The 16,961-nt window shown below is 63.6% G+C and carries 13 protein-coding genes and 1 pseudogene; 5 read left to right on the forward strand and 9 right to left on the reverse strand.

Annotated elements, in window-relative coordinates; translation table 11 throughout:
• Positions 1 to 144: 144 nt before the first annotated feature.
• The 8 genes from C2U70_RS31300 to C2U70_RS31335 all read right to left on the reverse strand — a co-directional run bounded on the left by C2U70_RS31300 (position 145) and on the right by C2U70_RS31335 (position 10,729).
• The gene (locus tag C2U70_RS31300) at positions 145 to 1,041 is read right to left on the reverse strand and encodes an SMP-30/gluconolactonase/LRE family protein (RefSeq protein WP_140982501.1); all 897 of its coding nucleotides are present in this window, start codon (positions 1,039 to 1,041) and stop codon (positions 145 to 147) included.
• Positions 1,042 to 1,273: 232 nt separating this feature from the next.
• Positions 1,274 to 3,979, reverse strand: a complete 2,706-nt coding sequence (locus C2U70_RS31305; protein ID WP_140982489.1) for a nitrate reductase — start codon at positions 3,977 to 3,979, stop codon at positions 1,274 to 1,276.
• Positions 3,980 to 3,993: 14 nt separating this feature from the next.
• Complete coding sequence (locus C2U70_RS31310) at positions 3,994 to 5,211, reverse strand: NAD(P)/FAD-dependent oxidoreductase (RefSeq protein WP_140982490.1); 1,218 nt, start codon at positions 5,209 to 5,211, stop codon at positions 3,994 to 3,996.
• Positions 5,212 to 5,345: 134 nt separating this feature from the next.
• Entirely contained in the window at positions 5,346 to 6,725 is a 1,380-nt protein-coding gene (locus C2U70_RS31315; RefSeq protein WP_140982491.1) for an MFS transporter, read from the reverse strand.
• Positions 6,726 to 7,122: 397 nt separating this feature from the next.
• Positions 7,123 to 7,548 (reverse strand): globin family protein, encoded by a 426-nt coding sequence (locus C2U70_RS31320; RefSeq protein WP_140982492.1) that lies wholly within the window; start codon positions 7,546 to 7,548, stop codon positions 7,123 to 7,125.
• Between the two features lie 93 nt (positions 7,549 to 7,641).
• Positions 7,642 to 8,436 carry an ABC transporter ATP-binding protein gene (locus tag C2U70_RS31325; RefSeq protein ID WP_140982493.1) on the reverse strand — a complete coding sequence of 265 codons (795 nt, stop codon included), beginning with the start codon at positions 8,434 to 8,436 and terminating at the stop codon, positions 7,642 to 7,644.
• Positions 8,437 to 8,447: 11 nt separating this feature from the next.
• Complete coding sequence (gene ntrB / locus C2U70_RS31330) at positions 8,448 to 9,350, reverse strand: nitrate ABC transporter permease (protein WP_140982494.1); 903 nt, start codon at positions 9,348 to 9,350, stop codon at positions 8,448 to 8,450.
• Between the two features lie 59 nt (positions 9,351 to 9,409).
• Entirely contained in the window at positions 9,410 to 10,729 is a 1,320-nt protein-coding gene (locus C2U70_RS31335; RefSeq protein WP_140982495.1) for a CmpA/NrtA family ABC transporter substrate-binding protein, read from the reverse strand.
• A 683-nt stretch (positions 10,730 to 11,412) separates the two neighbouring features.
• Here C2U70_RS31335 and C2U70_RS31340 point away from each other — a divergent pair.
• The 5 genes and pseudogenes from C2U70_RS31340 to C2U70_RS33615 form a co-directional block, all read left to right on the forward strand.
• Positions 11,413 to 12,252, forward strand: a complete 840-nt coding sequence (locus C2U70_RS31340) for a formate/nitrite transporter family protein (protein WP_186294584.1) — start codon at positions 11,413 to 11,415, stop codon at positions 12,250 to 12,252.
• Between the two features lie 62 nt (positions 12,253 to 12,314).
• The gene (locus C2U70_RS31345; RefSeq protein WP_140982497.1) at positions 12,315 to 14,042 is read left to right on the forward strand and encodes a bifunctional protein-serine/threonine kinase/phosphatase; all 1,728 of its coding nucleotides are present in this window, start codon (positions 12,315 to 12,317) and stop codon (positions 14,040 to 14,042) included.
• A gap of 116 nt (positions 14,043 to 14,158) precedes the next feature.
• Entirely contained in the window at positions 14,159 to 14,719 is a 561-nt protein-coding gene (locus C2U70_RS31350; RefSeq protein ID WP_246666913.1) for a TetR/AcrR family transcriptional regulator, read from the forward strand.
• 70 nt (positions 14,720 to 14,789) lie between these two features.
• Positions 14,790 to 15,650, forward strand: coding sequence for a DMT family transporter (locus C2U70_RS31355; RefSeq protein WP_140982499.1), 861 nt, complete (start codon positions 14,790 to 14,792; stop codon positions 15,648 to 15,650).
• Positions 15,651 to 15,727: 77 nt separating this feature from the next.
• Positions 15,728 to 15,808, forward strand: a pseudogene (locus C2U70_RS33615) (glycerol-3-phosphate 1-O-acyltransferase PlsY); the annotation flags it as partial.
• Positions 15,809 to 15,867: 59 nt separating this feature from the next.
• Here C2U70_RS33615 and C2U70_RS31365 read toward each other — a convergent pair.
• Positions 15,868 to 16,785 (reverse strand): dioxygenase, encoded by a 918-nt coding sequence (locus tag C2U70_RS31365; RefSeq protein WP_140982500.1) that lies wholly within the window; start codon positions 16,783 to 16,785, stop codon positions 15,868 to 15,870.
• Positions 16,786 to 16,961 lie beyond the last annotated feature (176 nt).

Raw genomic sequence — 16,961 nt, forward strand, 5'->3', positions numbered from 1 at the left:
TCCCCGTTCTTACGGGGAGAGGGTTGGGGTGAGGGGCTGCGTCCCAACATATGGTGAGAGTTGGACTCGCGGAAAGTCCCCCTCACCCGGATTGCATCTTCGATGCAACCTTCGCCTCTCCCCGCAAGCGGGGAGAGGCGAAGGTTAGAGTTCACTGATATCGGCGACCAGCACGCTGCCGGTCGCGGACTCCGTGATGTAGAGACGATCCTTGGTTGCGCCACCGATGGCAACGTTCGTGCAATTCGGCCCCGCACACGACTTGATCCGTGCAATCATTTCCCCATTCGGCGCGAACACGAAGACATGGCCGAGCGAGGCATGCCCAACGAACAGACGCCCCGCGGCGTCCATGGTCATGCCGTCAGGTCCGCTGGTGCCGAACAGCGAGCAGAACCGGCCGACTTTTGAGACGCTGCCGTCCTTCATGAACGGCAGGCGCCACACCGCGTTGTCGCGCGTCATCGCGACGAACAGCACGCTCTCGGTCGGATCGAGCACGAGGCCGTTGGGGCTGATGCCGGTGTCGATCAGGCAATCGAGTCGGCCGTTCGGCGCCAACCGATAGACGCGACCGCTCGGATCATGAAGGCCGGTCTGGCCCTGGTCGGTGAAATAGATGTCGCCATTCGAGGCCAGATGCAGATCGTTGCATCCCCTGAACGACTCTGAATTGCGTGCGGTCAGCACCGGCGTGATGCGACCAGCCTTCGCGTCGAGCTCCATGATGCCGTGCATGTAGTCGGCAACGAGGATGCGGCCGTCCTTCGCGATCTTCAGCCCGTTCGGCCATCCCTCATATTCGATCACCCGCGACCACGCGCCGTCGGGCGCGATGCGGAAAATGCGACCGAAAGGAATGTCGACAATGTAGAGATTTCCCTCCGCATCGAAGGATGGCCCTTCGATGAAACTGTCGGTCGGCACGCCCGGCCGGTTGGCATCCGCCCAATCGGAGCGTACGCCCCTGCGGCGGAACTCTTCGGGCATGGCGGAGAAGATCGTCGTCGGAATCAGACGCGGCGGCGTTTCCAGGTACATCATGGTTGTTATGCTTGCTGGCGGTGGGACGCCAGCATAGGCGACAATGCCCCTGCCGTCGATTGGGGCAGATGGCATTCAGCCGTGGTGGCAAGCCAGGACGACGGCTGAGCGGCATGGCGCCCCAGCAACCTCCGTCATTGCGAGCGCAGCGAAGCAATCCAGACTGTCTCCGCGGAAAGACTCTGGATTGCTTCGCTGCGCTCGCAATGACGACTGGAGACAGTTGGGCTTAGCTCGCCGCGCCCGCGAACTTTTCTTCCTTCACGGCAACGCTGCTCGTATCAGCAATCAGACGCTTCAGCTCGGGAATGCAGGAGCCGCAATTGGTGCCGGCCTTGAGTTTTGCGCCGATCTCGGCCGCGGTCCTCGCGCCGGCTGCGATGGTGTCGCAGATCGTGGTACGGCCGACGCCGAAACAGGCGCAGACCACCGGGCCGGTCGAGGCGACGCCCTCGGTGGATTTGCCCGAGAGCAACAAGCGGCGCTGCTCGTCGCTAACGCTGTCGGCGGCGAACATCGACTTGACCACTTCCCAGTCGCCGGCGTCATGCGCGGGGCCGACGAACAGGCAGGTCTCGATGCGCTCGCCGACGAACGATGCCGCGCGATAGACGCCGCCACCGAAATCGCGGTACTCGGCAAAATCCTCGCCGGCGATCGGGTCGAGCCAGGCCGGCCAGCGCGCGAGGTCGGCATTGTCCGCGAACAGATAGCCGAAGCCGCCGGCAACGGTCACGCGACTCCACCAGAGATGCGCGGGCAATGCGAGCTGCTTGCGCGAGAGCGCGAAGCCCCGGAAGACGTATTCGTATGGCGCAATCGACGCCCGTGTCGCCTTCATTTCCGGCTGACCGGAGAACGGATCGCAGAACGGCTGCACCAGGGCGCCGACGCGGCCGTGCGAGGTGTTCATCTCGCTCCAGTGGATCGGCGCAAACAGTGTGCCGCGCTGAGCGCGGTCGCTGACGACGACCTTGAGAATGCACTGGCCGTAATCGGTGGTGACGCGGGCAAAGCTGTCGTCGGTGACGCCGTATTTGTTGGCATCATCCGGGTGGATCTCGACGAAGGGCTCGGGCAGATGCGCGCCCAGCCGCTGGCTGAGACCGGTACGCGTCATGGTGTGCCATTGGTCGCGGATGCGGCCGGTGTTGAGCCGCAGCGGCCGCGACGCCGTCGTCTCGCTCTTCAGCGCCGGCACCTCCGGCGCGATGAAGCGGCCCTTGCCGTCGGGCGTGAAGAAGCCGCCTTGCGCAAAGAAGCGCTCGCCGGGCGCCTGCCCCTCGCGCGCCGGCCATTGCACGGGCGTGAGCGCATCAAAGGCCTCGTCGGAGATCGACGTCAGTGCGCCGATGTCGAAATCGCGGCTGCCGTTGTTTTCGAACGCAGAGAGCGCGGCGTGCTCGCGAAAGATCTCGGCGGCCGATTTGTAGTTGAAGCTCTCGCCGAAGCCGAGCCGCTTGGCGACCTCGCCCATGATCCACCAATCCGGCCGCGCCTCGCCCGGCGCCGGCAGGAACGAGCGCTGGCGCGAGATGCGGCGCTCGGAATTGGTCACCGTGCCGGACTTTTCGCCCCAGGCGAGCGCCGGCAGCAGCACATGCACTCCGGCATCGACGGTGTCATTGGAGAGCACGTTCTCGGACACCACGAACAGCTCGAGCTTCTTCAGCGCCTCACGAACGACGTCGGCATCGGGCAGCGACACCGCCGGGTTGGTGCCCATCACCCACAGCGCCTTGATCTCGCCGCGGTTGATCGCCTCGAACATCTGCACCGCCTTCAACCCCTCATGGGTGGCGATGCGCGGCGCCTTCCAGAACCGCCTGACACGATCGATCTCGGGCGGCGTGAACATCATGTGCGCGGCAAGCTGGTTGGCGAGCCCGCCGACCTCGCGCCCGCCCATCGCATTGGGCTGGCCGGTGAGCGAGAACGGCGAAGCCCCGAGCTTGCCCATCCGCCCGGTCGCGAGATGGCAGTTGAGGATGGCGTTGACCTTGTCGGTGCCCTGCGCCGACTGGTTGACGCCCTGCGAGTACAGCGTGACCGTCCGTTCGGTGTCGCGGAACATCTGGAAGAAGGTCGCCACATCCTGCTCGGTGAGCCCGGTGCCGAGCGCAGTCGCAGCGACGCTGCCGGCGATGCTGCGCGCACGCGCCAGCGCCGCGTCGAAGCCGGAGGTGTTCTTCTCGATGTAATCCTTGTCAAGCGCACCGCTGTCGGCGAGATGGACGAGCAGGCCGGAGAACAGCGCGGTATCCGTGCCGGGCTTCACGCCCAGAAAGAGATCGATGTCGCTTGCGGTGTCGGTGCGGCGGGGATCGATGACGATGATGCGCGCGCCGCGCTCCTCCTTGTTCTTGCGCATGCGCTGAAACAGGATCGGATGGCACCAGGCGGCATTCGAACCGACCAGCACCAGGAGATCGGCCTGATCGAGATCCTCGTAACAGCCCGGCACGGTGTCGGCACCGAAGGCGCGGCGATGGCCGGCCACGGACGACGCCATGCAGAGCCGCGAATTGGTGTCGACATTCGCCGTGCCGATAAATCCCTTCATCAGCTTGTTGGCGACGTAATAATCTTCGGTGAGCAACTGGCCTGAGAGATAGAACGCGACCGCATCGGCGCCGTCGCGCGCCACGATGTGCTGCATGCGATGGGCGACATGGTCGAGCGCATCGCTCCAGGCAACGCGCTCCAGCGTGCCCTTGCAACGGATCATCGGATGCAACAGCCGGCCCTCGAGCCCCACGGTCTCGCCGAGCGCCGACCCCTTGGAGCAGAGCCGGCCGAAGTTTGCGGGATGCTCGGGATCACCCGCGATCGCCGCGCCGCCGCTACCGTCGGGTGTTGCGAGCACGCCGCAGCCGACGCCGCAATAGGGGCACGTCGTCTTGGTGGTGCGGAGCGTCGGGTCGATCGCAGTCATTCGGGCCATTCCCATCAAGCCGCTTTCGGCGGCAGCGCGAGCGAGCGGCCGAACATCATGTCGGTGCGGATCGCGGCGATCTTTTCGCGGGCGCGGATCAGTTCGAGGTACCAGAGCGCATCGACGGTATCGCCGATCAGCACCGCGCCGGTGAGCCGGCCGTCGGCGATGACGAGCTTCTTGTAGGTGCCGCGCCTGACATCCGACAACACGAGGCTCTCGCTGCCCTCGCCGCCGATGAAATCGCCGGCGGAGAACACGCTGACGCCCGAAACCTTCAGATTGGTCGCGACCACGCTGCCCTGATAGGCGGCGGGACGGCCAGCGAGATGCCGCGCCAGCACCCGCCCCTGCTCATAGGCCGGCTCGACCAGGCCGTAGCAGATGCCGCGATGCTCGGCACACTCGCCGAGCGCAAAGATGTCCGGTGAGCTCGTCTGCATCACGTCGTTGACGACGATGCCGCGGTTGACGGCAATGCCCGCCTCCTGCGCCAGCGTCACGTTCGGCCGGATGCCCGCGGCAAAGATCACCGCGTCGGCCTCGAGCCGGCTGCCGTCGGCAAGTTCGACGGCCTCGACCTGGCCGTCGCCATGGATGCGCGCGGTCGAGGCGTTGAGGAGAACGCGGATACCCTTGCGCTCGACCAGCGTCTTGAGCAGCTCGGCCGCGGGACCGTCGAGCTGGCGCTCCATCAGGCGGTCCATCAGATGCACCAGCGTCACCGGTGCGCCGGCCTTGGCGAGACCATAGGCGGCCTCGAGGCCCAGCAAGCCGCCGCCGACGACGACCACGCGCTTCCTCGCCGCGGCGAGCGAGAGCAGCAGGTCGACATCACGCGTATCGCGAAAGGTGTGGACGCCGGCGAGATCGTTGCCGGGCACGTTGAGCCTGAGCGCGGTCGAGCCGGTGGCGAGCACGAGCTTGGAATATTCCATGCTCTCCTCTCCCGCGATCTTCAGCTCGCGGCGGCCGACATCGATCTCGGTCGCGCGGTAGCCATAGCGCACGGTGACGCCGCGATCGCGCCACCAGCTCTGCGGCCGGAGCTCGATCTCGTGCGAGCCGGTTTCGCCGGCGAGAACCGAGGAGAGCAGCACGCGGTTATAGGCCAGCCGCGGCTCGTCGCCGATCACGGCCACGGCGTAGCGGCCGAGCGCGGTCTTGGCGAGTTCGTCGACCAGGCGGGCAGCAGCCATCCCGTTACCGACAATGACGAGCGGTTCGCTCATGGAAGTCCTCTGTTCTTCTCAAATCCGGTGGGAGGTGCTTCTCCCCGCGTACGGGGAGAAGCGAGATTCGTACCAATCCTCTATTGACTGAGCATGATCTTGGAAAACCGCTGCACACTTTTCCGGATCATGCTCTAAACACGCGCCTCGGCGAGGCTGCCCGCGCCTTCGCCCTGCGGGCTGCGGCGCAGATAGAACCACCAGGTCAGTCCGAGACAGGACGCGTAGAAGATGAGGTAGATCGCGAGCGCGAGCTGCGGACCGCCGGTGAGCGCGATCGACTTGCCGAAGCCGGTCGGGATCAGATAGCCGCCGACCGCACCGACCGCGCCGATGAAACCCACCGCCGCGCCGCTCTCGATGCTCGCGGTCTTCAATGCGCCCGCGCGAGCCGCGTCGCCCTTGCCGCGTACCTTGAACAGGTTCTCCTCGCGGAAGATCGAGGGGATCATCCGGTAGGTCGAACCGTTGCCGATGCCCGTCGTCACGAACAGGATCAGGAACATCGCGAGGAAGCCGGTGAAGTCCTTGTTGCCGACGAAGTAGAGGACGCCGATCGTCGCGCCCGCCATCACGATGAAATTCCAGAACGTGATGATGGAGCCACCGACCTTGTCGGCGAGCCAGCCGCCGAAGGGCCGCGCCAGCGAACCGACCAGCGGCCCGAGGAACGCGATCGCGATCGTCATCTGCGGGAACTGGGTCTTGATCAGCAGCGGAAACGCCGCGGAGTAGCCGATGAAGGATCCGAACGTGCCGATATAGATATAGGCCATGATCCAGGTGTGCTTGCGCTTGACGATTGCGAGCTGGTTCTTCACCGACGATTTTGCCGAGGTCAGGTTGTTCATGAAGAACACCGCGCCGAACACCGCGATTGCGATCGGCAGCACCCACATCAGGCCGGCGTTCTGCAGGTAAACACCGTCGACCGGCGATGCCTGGAACAGGTTGATGACCGCGAGCGACATCAGGATCGGCGTCAGCAACTGCACGCTCGAAACACCGATGTTGCCGCCGGCGGCATTCAAGCCCAGCGCCCACCCCTTCATCCGGTCAGGGAAGAAAAAGGAGATGTTGGTCATGCTGGAGGCGAAGTTGCCGCCGCCGAGGCCGGCGGTCGAGGCGACAAGCAGCATCAGCCAGAACGGCGTGTCCGGCTGGCTCACGAAATAGGCAAGCGACAGCGTCGGGATGAACAGGATGGCCGCGCTGAAGATGGTCCAGTTGCGGCCGCCGAAGGTCGTCACCGCGAACGTGTAGGGGAAGCGCATCAGCGCGCCAATCAGACCCGGCACGGCAACGAGCTGGAAGAGCTGGTCGGTCGTGTAGTGAAAGCCTGCCTGCGGCAGCTTGGTCGTGACGATGCTCCAGATCAGCCAGACCGAAAAGCCGATATGTTCGGCCACGATCGACCAGATCAAATTGCGTCGCGCGACCGTCTTGCCGGTCGCATTCCAGAACGCCTCGTCTTCGGGGCGCCAATCGGAAATCCACTTCGGGTTCGTCGACATTGAGTAATCCCTTTTGGTCTCACCGCTGCGTCGTTGCAGGCTCTGCCTCCAGGCAAGGAGGCGCGCTCCGAGGCTCGATCCCCGGTGGCGAGTTCACGATGCTGATTGATGATGTTGAGGGACGTCGTCGTTGGCGTCGCAAAGGACGCTTCAAGTTCTGTGCCAGTTGCGCGCGATCGAGAAATAATGGGATTTCAGTGCGTTATTGGCACCGCCTGATTTTTTCGCAGGCCTAATTCGCACGCAAAATTTGCGATTCGCTCAATCCTTGTGCGACGCACAAAGATTGAGCGGCATGTCGTTTATTTGGGCGCGACTGCAATCGTTAACGATGCGTTGACGTCACGCGGCGCGATCGCTTCGCAACGTTGAAGCGCGTCGAAGATTGAAGCGCGATTTACTCGGCGGCCTGCGGCCGGCCATAGGCTTCGGTGATCATGAAGTTGGAGAGCACGCCGTAGGCTGCGGTCCAAGCGGAGGCGACCTCGGGTGTCCAGGCATCGCCCAGACCCTTTTCGAGCGTCCACAGCAATGTCGAGCCGACCACCGGATAATGCTCGGGCTTCGCACCATAGGCGACGTGACGCTTGGCGAGCGCGCTTGCGGCGGGAAGGACCGTTTCGAGATTGGAGAGACCGCCGACCACGACGGCGAGCGTCGCCATCAGCTTCTTGCGCTGTTCGGTGAGATCGGCAGGAAACATCGCCTTCACGGACGGCGCCACCTCGAACAGGCGATCGTAGAAAATGACGGCCGCCTGCTCCGAAATCGGCGCGACCTTGGCAAAACTATCCTGGACCAGTTTGATCTCTGCTGCGTTCATCGTGACTTCCCTGTCGTTAATCCGGCAAAAGACGAAACCATTGGTCGAAACGCCGGCGCTGAGGTTCGCAGCGCCGGACGACGTTCGCTAGGATTATGCCGCCTCGACGAAACGATGACGCTCGTAGAGGAATTCGAGCACGCGCTGCCGGCACTTCAGATAGGTAGCGTTGGATGCGAGCTCGAGCCGCTTGCGCGGACGGGCCAGCGGCACGTCCAGCACCTCGCCGATACGCGCGGAGGGACCGTTGGTCATCATCACGATGCGATCCGACAGCAGCACGGCTTCGTCGACGTCGTGGGTGATCATCAGAATCGTGTTGCCGAGCTTCTGGTGCAGCGCCATCACGGAGTCCTGCAGATGCGCGCGCGTCAGCGCGTCGAGCGCACCGAAGGGTTCGTCGAGCAGCAGCACCTTTGGCTCCATGGCGAGCGCACGCGCGATGCCGACGCGCTGCTTCATGCCGCCGGAGATTTCGGAGGGACGCTTGTCCTTGGCATGGGCCATCTGCACGAGGTTGAGATTGTGCATGACCCAGGCGTCGCGCTCGGCCTTCGTCTTGGTCTTCGAAAAGACCTTGTCGACGCCGAGCTTGACGTTTTCGTAAACCGTGAGCCACGGCAAGAGGCTGTGGTTCTGGAACACCACGGCGCGGTCCGGCCCCGGCGAGTTGACCTCGCGGTTCTCCAGGAGCACGCCGCCGGTCGTGGCGGTGGTCAGCCCTGCGATGATGTTGAGCAGGGTAGACTTGCCGCAGCCGGAGTGGCCGATGATCGAGACGTATTCGCCCTTCTCGATGGTGAGGTTGATCTCTTTGAGCACCTCGGTCGTGGCATTGCCGCGGGTAAACGTCTTGTCGATGTGGTCGAGCTTCAGATAGGCGGTCATGTGCTGCTCCTTCAGCTCTGCGCGGTGCCGTGGGTGACGAACTTGCCGAGCGCCGCGATCAGGCGGTCGAGCACGAAGCCGATGATGCCGACGTAGAACAGCGCCAGGATGATCTCGCTGATATGCGAGGAGTTCCAGGCGTCCCAGATGAAGAAGCCGATGCCGACGCCGCCGATCAGCATTTCTGCCGCGACGATCGCGAGCCAGGACAGGCCGATGCCGATGCGAAGCCCCGTGAAGATGTAGGGCGCCGCCGCCGGGATCATGATCTTGGAGAAGAACTCCAGCGGATTGAGCTGCACGACGGCCGCGACGTTGCGATAGTCCTGCGGGATGTTGCGGATGCCGACCGCGGTGTTGATGATGATCGGCCACACCGAGGTGATGAAGATGACGAAAATCGCCGACGGCTGGCCGTCGCGGAACGCCGCCAGCGACAACGGCAGCCAGGCGAGCGGCGGGATGGTACGCAGCACCTGGAACAGCGGATCGAGCCCGCGCATCGCCCAGACCGATTGTCCGACCAGCGTGCCGAGCGCGATGCCGACGATGGCCGCGATCGAATAGCCGTAGGCGACGCGCTGGAGACTGGCGGAGAGATGCCAGAACAGGCCCTTGTCGATTCCGCCGTTATCAAAGAACGGATGGAAGATCAGCTCCCTGGTGTCATTGAACACTTTCGACGGCGGCGGCAGCGTCGAGCCAGCGCGACGACAGACCAGTTCCCAGATCAGCGTCAACAGCACGATCACGACCAGCGGCGGGATGACCCGCACCGCCGTCTCCTTCGCCATCCGGGCATAGGCTTCGCTGCGCGGCGGACGCTTCGGTGTCATCGCGACGACCGCAGCGGCGGCAGGACCGGCCGAAGGCGCAATGGTTTCGGCTTCCATCTTCTTCACGGGCATGTTCATCAAAATTGTCTCCGGCTTCAAATGTGGATGCGGCCGCCCTTGGGCGGCCGCGGGGCCCATCAGACTTCGACGCGCTTGATCGCGAGCGACTTCAGATAGGCGGCCGGATTCTCCGGATCGAACACCTTGCCGTCGAAGAAGGTCTCCTTGCCGCGCGAGGTGGAGGTCGGGATTTCGGCCGCCGCGACGCCGAGCGTCTTGGCCGCGTCTTTCCAGAGATCCTCGCGGTTAACCTTGGCGATCAGCGCCTTGGTGTCGAAGCCGGGCTCGTACTTGCCCCAGCGGATATCCTCGGTGAGGAACCAGAGGTCGTGGCTCTGGAACGGATAGGAGGCGAAGTCGCGCCAGTACTTCATGATGTGCGGCGAGTTCTCGACCACCTTGCCGGGGATGCCGTAGTCGAACTTTCCGGCGGTCCGGTCGAGCACGTCCTCGACCGGGCAGTTCATCCACTGCCGCTTGCCCATGATGGCCGCGAGCTCGGCCTTGTTCTCGGCCTTGTCGGACCATTGCTGCGCCTCGAGCACCGCCATCAGCAGTGCCTTCGCCGCCTTCGGATATTTGTCGACGAAGGCTGCACGCATGCCGAAGGATTTTTCGGGATGCTTGTTCCAGAGCTCGCCGGTCGTAACCGCGGTGTAGCCGATCTTCTGGTGGATGAGCTGGAGGTTCCAGGGCTCGCCGACGCAGAAGCAGTCCATCGTGCCGACCTTCATGTTGGCCACCATCTGCGGCGGCGGCACGACGATGGTCTCGATGTCCTTGTCCGGGTCGATGCCGCCGGCGGCGAGCCAGTACCGGAGCCAGAGGTCGTGCGTGCCGCCGGGGAAGGTCATGGCGGCCTTCACGGCCTTGCCAGACGCCTTCTTCTTCTCCAGCGCTGCCTTGAAGGGCGATGCGTCGACACCGAGCTTGAGGTCGGCATATTCACTGGCGACCGAGATGCACTGGCTGTCGAGGTTGAGCCGCGCCAGAATGTACATTGGCGTCGGCTGGTTGTTCTGGGTCACCTTGCCGGCGGAGATCAGGTACGGCATCGGGGTGAGGATGTGCGCGCCATCGATGCCGTTGCCTTCGGAGCCGAGCACGAGATTGTCGCGCGTCGTGCCCCAGGACGCCTGCTTTTGCACGTCGACGTCAGGCATGCCGTATTTGGCGAACAGGCCCTTGTCCTTGGCGACGAACAGTGGGCCGGCATCGCTGAGTGCGATGAAGCCGAGCTTGGCGCCCTTGACCTCAGGACCTGCGTCCTGGGCGAATGCACCGGCTGGGAAATTGAGTTTTGCGGCGGCGAGAAGGGCGGCAGTGCTGCCAGTGGCCTTCAACAATTGACGGCGAGTCAGGCCGGAATCCGAGGGCCGGCGAATGCGCTTGGTCATAGGTCGTGTCGTCCTTTGCGTCGTTGCGTTTGATTGCGTCAGTGCACACGAGCTGCCGTCCGTCCGGGGTGAAGCCGCCTTTGGCGCATGCGGACGCGCAACGGGGGGAACCCCCGTCTTGGGTGGCGTCAACAAGTCGGATGAAAGGTCTCGCGGGACGGCTTCAATGGCGTCGATCTGGAACTATTCAAGCTTCGTGCCAAATCGATCGACGGGAAAAACGTTGCTGAATTAAAGGCTTGGGAGAACTGCGCCAGCCTGCCGCAGGTGTGCACCGCACGCGAAATTTGCGACCTGCTCAATTCTTGTGCGGCGCACAAAACTTGAGCACGCGACTAAGCAAGAGGCCATCCTACGCGCGGCCGGACCCTCAGAGCGAATCGCACGCCATTGATATTGCTTTACTTTTCCCGTCGCACGCTCCGGCACGCAGCTTGCATCTCTTCTGGCGTCAACGACGACTGCGGTTTTGCCGCATTGTTGCAGCCGCTGGCGGCCGCAACCCGGAAGCTCACCTGCTTCGCGGCCCTACTCGGCTCAGTCCTCGTGACGCGATTCCCAAGGCTTCCAAATCTCTCCAGGCCCTCGTGCGCGGCAGGCCCGTCCGCACGGCCATCGACGTTCAGCCGCGCGCTCTCGGAAGGGGCGTGCCGATCTCTCTTATGAAGCAAAAGGAACCATTGATGTCGTATCTCGCGCCTTCGGAATTCGTCACCAAGATGGTGGATGCGGGCGAATCCAAGATCTTCATGTCCACCCGGGATACGGTCATCCGCGCCTATATGGCCGGCGCCATCCTCGCGCTTGCCGCATGGTTTGCCGTCACCATCAACGTGAACACCGGGCAGCCGCTGGTCGGCGCGCTGCTGTTTCCGGTCGGCTTCTCCATGCTGTACCTGCTCGGCTTCGACCTCCTGACGGGCGTGTTCGTGCTCGCGCCGCTCGCTTTGATCGACAAGCGCCCGGGCGTCACCCTCAATGGCGTGCTGCGCAACTGGGGCCTCGTCTTCGTCGGCAATTTTGCCGGCGCGTTCACCGTGGCCTTCATGATGGCCTTCGTTACCACCTTCGGCTTCACGCAGGCGCCCGACAAGGTCGGCACCGCCATCGGAGTCATCGGTGAAGGCCGAACGCTCGGCTATGCCGCGCATGGTGCGGCCGGCATGGCGACGCTGTTCCTCCGCGGCATGCTCTGCAACTGGATGGTCTCGACCGGCGTCGTCGGCGCCATGATCTCGACCTCGGTGCCTGGCAAGGTCATCGCGATGTGGATGCCGATCCTGGTTTTCTTCTACATGGTGTTCGAGCATTCCGTCGTGAACATGTTCCTGTTCCCGTCGGGATTGATGCTCGGCGGAAAATTCTCGATCCTGGACTACTTCATCTGGAACGAGATCCCGACCGTGCTCGGCAACCTCGTCGGCGGCCTCGCCTTCACCGGCATGACGCTTTACGCCACGCACATCCTGACGCTGCCGAAGCGCCAGGCCGGCAAGGCTGCGCCGACCCGCGTCGCGGCCTGATCACGTCTCAACAAGGGAGCCTCAGCCCATGAGGGTGAGGCTCCCTTTCTCTTGGTGATGAGATGACGCGCGGACTTGAGATTTCGGTCGGCCAGCATTCCGACAAGGGTCGCAAGCCCATCAACCAGGATTTCCATGGCGTCCTGATTCCGGACGAGCCGCAGCTCAGCCTGAAAGGCATCGCGGCCGTCCTCGCCGACGGCATCTCCAGCAGCACGGTGAGCCAGATCGCAAGCGAGTCCGCGGTCAAGAGCTTCCTGATGGATTACTACTGCACGTCGGAAGCCTGGACGGTCAAGACCTCCGCCCGGCGCGTGCTGGACGCGACCAATTCCTGGCTCCACGCGCAGACGCGCAAGAGCCAATACGCCTATGACCGCGACAAGGGTTACGTCTGCACCCTGACCGCCATGGTCATCAAAGGCACGACCGCGCACATCTTCCATGTTGGCGATTGCCGCATCTACCGCGTATCCGGCAAGGCGCTGGAGCAGTTGACCGACGACCACCGGATCATCGTGTCGTCGGAGCAGACCTATCTCGGCCGCGCGCTCGGCATCAATCCGCAACTCGAGATCGACTATCAGAGTCTCGAGGTCGAGGCCGGCGACATCTTCTTCCTGGCCACCGACGGCGCCTATGAATTCGTCGACGCACGCTTCGTCACCGGCGCGCTGAACGAGCACGCGGCCGAGCTCGACGGCGCGGCAAAAGCCATCGTCGAGGAGGCCTACCGGCGCGGCAGCGACGACAACATCACCGTCCAGATCCTGCGCATCGACGCGGTTCCGCAGCGCGAGCCGATCGGCATCTTCAACCAGGCCTCCGAGCTGCCGCTGCCTCCCCTGCCCGAGCCGCGCGCGATCTTCGACGGCTACCGCATCGTCCGCGAAGTCCACGCCAGCAGCCGCAGCCACATCTATCTTGCCGTCGACACCGAGACCGAGGAGCCGGTCGCGCTCAAGCTGCCGTCGATCGATCTGCGCGACAATCGCGCTTATCTGAAGCGCTTCCTGATGGAGGAGTGGATCGCACGCCGGATCGACAGCCCGCACGTCCTAAAGCCGCTGTCACAGTCGCGACGGCGCGGCTACCTCTACGTTGCGACCGAATTCGTCGAAGGGCAAACGCTGCGGCAATGGATGACCGACAATCCCCGCCCCGATCTCGAAACCGTGCGCGGACTGGTCGAGCAGATCGCGGCCGGCTTGCGCGCATTCCACCGCATGGAGATGCTGCATCAGGACCTCAGGCCCGACAACATCCTGATCGACAAGACCGGTACCGCAAAGATCATCGACTTCGGATCGGTCCGGGTCGCAGGCGTCGCCGAGGCCGCGCCGCAGGGCGACGGCGAAATTCTCGGCACGGTGCAATACACAGCGCCCGAATACTTTCTCGGCGAAGGCGGCTCGCCGCGCTCCGACATGTTCTCGCTCGCCGTCATCTGCTACCAGATGCTGACCGGCAAGCTTCCCTACGGCGCGCAGGTCGCAAAGATCCGGCGCAAGTCGGATGTGCGTAGGCTGCAATATCGCCCGGCCGACGACGACCGCAACGTTCCCCAGTGGGTCGACGGCGCACTCAGGCGTGCGCTCCACCCCGATCCCTACAAGCGCCACGAGGATCTGTCCGAATTCGTCTTCGAGCTCAGGACTCCCAACCCGGCCTATCTCAACACGCGGATCACGCCCCTTCTGGAGCGCAGCCCGCTGTTGTTCTGGAAGCTAACCTCGGCGTTCCTCGCTTGCGCTGTCGTTGCCCTCCTCGCGCTGCTCCACGCGCGGTAGGGTCCTAAGCGGCTCCGCAACTGTCACTTGCGATTTCAGGACCAATCGGTCTATATATAAGGATGAGCCGCAAAACCCCAGCGCAGTTACCCCGTGGCCGCCCCCGAGGTTTCGACATGGACGCCGCGGTCGAACGCGCGATGGGGGTGTTCTGGTCGCGCGGTTATCACGCCACGGCACTCCCGGACCTGCTTCGTGCGACAAAACTCTCGCGGGGCAGCCTTTACGCCGCTTTCGGCGACAAGCACTCGCTCTTCCTGCGTGCGCTTGATCGCTACATCGCCGATGCCATGGCACGGATGAATATCGAACTCGATCCCCGCAGAGAGCCGATCGAGGGCCTGCGCGTCTACCTTGCCGGCTACGTCGAGCGCACGAGCGGCGCCAATGGCCGGCGCGGATGCCTGTTGGTGGCGACAGCCATGGAGCTGGCCGGCCGGGACGCCGAGGTTGGTCGGCGCGTCGCGGGCTTCTTCAAGGCCATGGAGGCCAGGGTTGCGGATGCCCTTTCCCGCGCGAAAGCGGCGAGCAGGCTGGCCGATGGCGTCGAGCCCATGAGCGCTGCCAAGATTCTCGTCTGTTTCGTCGAGGGGCTGCGCGTGGTCGGCAAGACGGCACCGGCACGGGGCACGTCTCAAGCCACTGCTGACGCTCTGCTCGACCGCTTCATTCGATAAACACCTCACGGACGCCTCCACTATCGGCGCGTCCATATTTAGACTGATCGATCTTGAAAGGGAGCATATCATGTCTGCCATCCAGATCGTCTGCGCGGTGGCTGTTCCCTTGCTCTGGGGTTACCAGTTCGTGGCAATCAAGGTGGGCGTGACGGAATTTCCGCCTCTCTTCTTCCTCGCATTGCGCTTTTTGGCCATCGCGCTGCTGCTTGTTCCCTTCGTCAAGAGGCCTACGCGTCAACAGATCGGTCCCATCGCAGCCATTTCGCTCTTCCTTGGCGGACTGAACTTCGGGCTGTTCTATGTCGGTCTTGGGCTCGGCTCTGGAAGCATGTCGGCCGTCGCCTATCAACTCACCACGCCCTTCACCGTCCTGTTGGCCTGGCCGCTGCTCGCGGAGAGGCCGTCTCTCACCACGTCCGCCGGGGTGGTCATTGCATTCGTCGGCGTCGTCGTACTGGCCACGGAGCACGGCCTGTCGGCAAACGCGCTGCCGCTGCTGCTTGTGGTCGCCGCAGCCTTCGCATTCGCGGTGTCCAACGTCCTGACGAAACGCTACGGGCCTTTCGATGCCCTGATGCTGATGGGGTGGTCGTCGCTGCTCACGGTGCCGCAGGTCTTGTTGATGTCATTGCTCCTTGAATACGGACAACTGACGAGCCTTGTCACTGCGGATGAACGCGGGTGGTTGGCGCTCGCCTACACGATCTTCATCGGAGGAATCGTTGGGTTTGGCCTTTGGTTCTGGCTGATCGCGCGCTGCTCCATGGGCCGCGTCGCACCCTTCGGTCTGTTGCTTCCAGTGTTTGCGTTGATGTCGAGCGTGTTGTTCCTTGGCGACCGCATGACCCCAAATTTGATCGTCGGCGCGCTGCTCGCGATCTCCGGTGTCGCCATCACGCAGGCAAGACCGAGCGCTCCACCGATTTGACCCCATGGCGGTCAAACGAAGTCGGCGATAAACAATGGGGGCGTGAAACCAGAACCTGGAAGTGAAGCCCGTGGCCCGCAGGCGGCCTCTACGTGATCGTTCGCCACCGCGCCAACATTCAACGATTGCTCGCGGGCACGGAGCCAAGCCTGGGCCGAAGTGAGGCCAGCACGAACGCCGGAGCTTGGCTCCGGCCCGTCGCTCAAGTGGCGAGCCGTCAGGCCGGTTCCGCGGCCTTCGTCCCGAGCGGCTTTGGCGCCAGTCCGCTACCGGGCTTGAGGTGGAATTCATAGGTCATCAGATGCCAGGGCGCCGTGACGGACTTGCCGTCCGGCGTCGTCGCATCGCTGCGCTTCTCCACCTTGGCCACCAGTTCGTCCTTGACGCCGAACACCACGTCGGAATCCAGATATTTGTCGCCGCCGATGAAGACATGGGTGATCAGCGGCTCATAGCCTTTCGCGTTGACGAGGAAGTGCACATGCGCAGGTCGCATCGGATGGCGCTTGGTCTGCATGATCATCTCGCCGACCGGGCCGTCGGTCGGGATCGGATAGCTGCACGGCAAAATGGTGCGGAAGGCGATGCGACCCTCATTATCGGTGATGAAGCGCGCCCGCGCCGAGGCGCCGACGCTGTCGTAGTCCGGCTTCTGTGAATCGTAGAGGCCGTCATCGTCGGCATGCCAGACGTCGACCGGCACGCCGGCGAGCGGCTTGCCCTTGAGATCCATCACCCGGCTCGCGACGTACATCTTCTCGCCGGTCAGATTGTGCGGCGAGATGTCGGTGCCGTGCGGCGTCACCTTGTGCTCGCCGACATAGAACGGGCCGAGCACCGTGGTCTCGGTTGCGCCCTCGCGCTCCCGATGGTTGACCGCGTCGACCAGCATGGAGACGCCGAGCACGTCGGACAGCAGGATGAACTCCTGGCGGGTGTCGGTGCATTTGTGCCCGGTGCGGGTCAGGAAATCGATCGCATAGTCCCACTCCTCGAAGGTGAGGTTGGTCTTGCTGACGTAATCGTGAAGCGACTTCACCAGTTCCTGCAGGAGGAATTTCGCGCGCGGATTCGGCGTGTTGTCGAAGCTTTTAACGACGGCTTCAGTGAGCTCGGATTCGTTGAATTGGGTCATGGCAATCTGGCTTCCCGTGTGTTCCGATGTTCTCGTTATTCCCTGGCGTTTCCGGCATGAGCCTACACCAGTCCGCCCACCCGCGTTAAGCGCAACCGGGTTGGAATAACCAGTCGAATTCGGCTATCACCATGGCCGAGAAACGCCCCGGAGGAACATTTCTGATGCTCGCCCCC

Source organism: Bradyrhizobium guangdongense (genome assembly GCF_006483445.1).
In the GTDB taxonomy this organism is placed as follows: domain Bacteria; phylum Pseudomonadota; class Alphaproteobacteria; order Rhizobiales; family Xanthobacteraceae; genus Bradyrhizobium; species Bradyrhizobium guangdongense_A.